This is a genomic window from Paenibacillus roseus (assembly GCF_016424485.1).
GTDB lineage: Bacteria > Bacillota > Bacilli > Paenibacillales > Paenibacillaceae > Paenibacillus_D > Paenibacillus_D roseus.
In genome coordinates this window covers 20,478-24,154 of record NZ_JAELUP010000076.1, presented here as the reverse complement: position 1 = coordinate 24,154, position 3,677 = coordinate 20,478, and the positions used below count along the sequence as shown (strand labels likewise).

Annotated in this window: 3 protein-coding genes; 2 read left to right on the top strand and 1 reads right to left on the bottom strand. The window is 30.4% G+C overall.

All coding sequences use genetic code 11. The annotated features are described in order from the left end of the window. The coding region (locus JFN88_RS24585; protein WP_233167873.1) for an ABC-three component system middle component 4 at positions 1-249 on the top strand (249 nt) is incomplete at its 5' end. Beyond that, on the top strand, positions 246-2,147 hold the full coding sequence (locus tag JFN88_RS14655) for an SMC family protein (protein ID WP_199020031.1): 1,902 nt from the start codon (positions 246-248) through the stop codon (positions 2,145-2,147). The genes JFN88_RS24585 and JFN88_RS14655, both read left to right, overlap by 4 nt. 56 nt (positions 2,148-2,203) lie before the next feature. Here the strand turns inward: JFN88_RS14655 and JFN88_RS24580 are convergent, their stop codons facing one another. After that, positions 2,204-3,553: an RNA-binding domain-containing protein gene (locus tag JFN88_RS24580; RefSeq protein ID WP_233167871.1), complete on the bottom strand. Its 1,350-nt coding sequence runs from the start codon at positions 3,551-3,553 to the stop codon at positions 2,204-2,206. Between the last annotated feature and the right edge of the window lie 124 nt (positions 3,554-3,677).

The following is a 3,677-nucleotide window of genomic DNA, read 5'->3' as shown; positions in this document are numbered from 1 at the left end:
AATATTTATTTTGACATCCAGAGTCAGATAAAGAAAATAATATTAGATTTGTATTCTCAAAATTATATTACTATCTCAAATAATAAAAATGATGATTTTAATTGCTCACTTACAGCAGAGGGAAAAGAAGTTTTAGCCAATCTAGAGAGTTCATATTATAAAAAATTACAAGAACGAATAAACACTATTAAAACAAAAACCAAGTATTCAGTCGAGGGAGAAAAAATTATTATGGGAGTAAAAAGATGATCCAATCTATTAAAATCAAGAAGTTAATTGTTGAGGGAGACTATTATAAAAGAACGTTTCCTTTTTCGCCTGGTCTTAATATAATTTCAGGGGATAGTTATAGTGGTAAATCCCTTATTTTGAAATTAATAGACTATTGTCTTGGTGATAAAGAAAAAATAAATTTAAACGTTCAGAAGGAACTAGGGCAGTTTTGTGATTATGTGTTCTTAGAGTTAGAAATTATGGGAAGTACTTTCACTCTGAAAAGGGGATTAAAACAAAATACTTCCAAGATTTATGTTTACTACTCAGATGCACAGGAGATTTCTTCATTTATTCCTAAAACAATTGATTATAAAGATTTATCCAGATTTATTCTTGACATATTAGAAATACCAGAATTTAAGAGGATCAAAAACAAAGCCCATGATACAACAAAGACAACAGAATCAATTTCTTTTAGAGACATGTTTCGGTTTGTATATATTAATCAGCATGAGCTAGGAACTAAAAATTTCCTGAATTCTGAAAATCCTTTTGTTAGACCTAAAAACAAATTAACATTTCAATTGCTTCATAAGCTGATTAATCCTGATTTAGATGCACTTATACAGCAAATAGTCGATAATGAAAATAAAATCAAATTATTAGAGAGAGAAATAGAAAGTCTAAATCAATATCTTAAGGAACGAGATGCTGAAGATCAATTAGTATTGCATACTGAGTTAAATAGTATTAGCGCAAAAATTAATGAGAATAAGTTGGCAAAGAAGAAACTACTTCAGCAAATTAACGATAAAAAAAGTGAAAACAATAAATTATATAATGAAGTCAAACTTGAAGTTATTAATCAAGCAAGAGAACTTTCGAATATGGAAGAACTTAGAAGGAGCATTCATTTTTCATTAAGCAGTAAAAAGAATCTTTTAAACGACTATAACAAGGAATTAGAGGAAATGATTGCTACAAAAGAAGCATACTTCCACTACAAATATGATCATCATGAGCAACATTGCCCATTGTGTGCTTCTATGATCAAAATGAAACTTCCTGTAGAAAGTCAAGAATCAATAAATCAAGCAATTAGTCAATTAACTAAAAAAATCTCCACTTTAGCATCTTCAATTCAACAAAATGAATCTACTTTAAATGAGACGAATTCATATATTGAACAAGTTAAAGGCAGAAAAGATATATATGACGTTGCTTTTAGAAAGTTTTCGGAGAATATTGAAACACCATTTCTTGCCGAAATAGAGGTTCTAAATAGCTTTATTTCTTCGTTTCAAAATAATGAAAATTTAATTAAGGAATTTGTTCGAGTTCATAGGAAAATCGAAGAAAAAAATCTTGAAATTAGCTCTGTTGATAAAACATTGAAAAGTTTAAGGGCTCAAGAACAAGGGTTGCGTGTTGAAGGAAAAGTTGAGGAGGAAGTTTTGGAGTTTTTAAATAATGAGTACAGAGTGCTCCTCAATAAATTTAATTTTTCAACGAATCCTTTAGTTGACTATATTAGTACGGATTCGTACATGCCGTATTATCACGATGCAAGTGTGTTTGATCATGAAAGCGGCGGTCTAGTTATGTGCATTCAGATTGCATATCTTGGGGCAATATTAAAACTTAAAATTGATCAACCTGAACTAAATCATCCTGGGTTATTAATGTTCGATACTGTGAGTAAGTACTTAGGGATTAACTCAAATGTAACTGATGATGAGAGACTAGACCCACAAAGTTATAGAGCGATATATAGTTTTCTCATTGAACTGCAAGATAATGTGCAAATAATTATTGTAGATAATACTCCACCGGAAATAGCTTCGGAATTTGTAAAATATGAATTTTACAGAAATGATCTCAAGGGTTTTATTAATATGGATTTAAATGAAAAAACGAAAAGTCTAGATTAGAGAGGATAACCGCCATTTTAAAGGCGGTTATTTTCTATTTAATCTGTTATATTACTCTAATTTTTCCTTCGAAGTAATATTTCCTGTTGTAGTTCTAGTGAAGAGAGTTTCTTTTTACCACCATCGGTTTTTATATACACTTCTCCTTTGGAAGTAGAGTAAAGGTAGATATTCTGATAGGGTTCAACAGAAATTTCAATAATGCATAAGTCAGCTATTTCACTTAGTTTTGTATCATATACTTTTTCTACATTTATTCTGTATACACTTGGGGGAAGTGATGGTTGTATTTGTCCTAATCTTTCAGAAATGCGCTTTCTCAATTCATCACGTTGTTTATAGTTTAATTTTACACCTACTACTTTACGTTCCTCGTCTGTGATACCCCAAAAAATACGACCTCTATGATTTGAATTTTCATTTAAATATGCGACAACGTATTGATCTACGAGGCTAAGGATAGAGTCCGTAGGATTATTACCTTTTACTTCTTTAAATTCAACATAGCGGTATTCTTCATCCTTTAGAATAGAATGATTAATATATCTAACTATTAAAGGAGAGTCTCTTTCACTCTTTTCAAGTTTAAAAGGTAGATGCTTATTTATTAAATTATAGTAATTGTATCCTATTGGAGAACGGTTTTCTTTTCTCCATTGGGAGAGAGGAAATTCCATTAAAGAAACTTGCTTTAATTTGTCTGGATATCCAAAATGACTGAACAAAATGACTTGATTTTTTTGTGAATACTTCATTAGTACTAAAAAGATAAAATTGAGAAACTGCTCATCAAGTAATGCAAAGGCTTCATCTAAAATGAGTGGTGATGAATAAGATAATCTAGAGTGATATGAGATCACGGCTAGTAATTTCAAGACTTGTTCTGCACTACGGGAAGTAATTACTATTTTTTCCTTACCGGCGTGTTGTAATTGGGATAAATATTTTTCTTTCAATAACGACCAGCTTTCCAATAATTTAGGTTCGTTGACTAAAAGAGAAGCAATCAATGTAATATCAATTTCCTGTAAGCTAATCTCGATATCACCATGATAAAATGTTGGTCTCATACTAAGAAGTTGAGAAGTATCTGGGGAGAGAGAGAGATTTCTCGATACTGTAATGTTTTGGAAAGCACAAGAAAAAATTCTTTCTTGATACGTATACTCATGTTTCTGAACTACATTCTTATGTTCAGAAATAAGCGTTATAGAGCTAGCTTCGGTTGACTTATCATCAAAGTACAGCACTCTTCTTCCTTGAATTAGTGATAATAAAGAGCCATACATCTGAGTCTTTCCAGTAGCTGAGTTTCCAACTATAATATTAAGTCCTTTTGTTAGAAAATTAATTGAGTAATCTTCTATAGGTCCAAAATTTTTAATCGTAAGTGACTTGAAGTACATTATAACCTCCTACAAAGTTGGATTATAATAGCTTAAATTTATTAGATATATTATATCAATAAAATAACCTAACGTTGGTATTTCATAAAATGCATATCTTGAAAAAACAGTTGGGGATGCAACA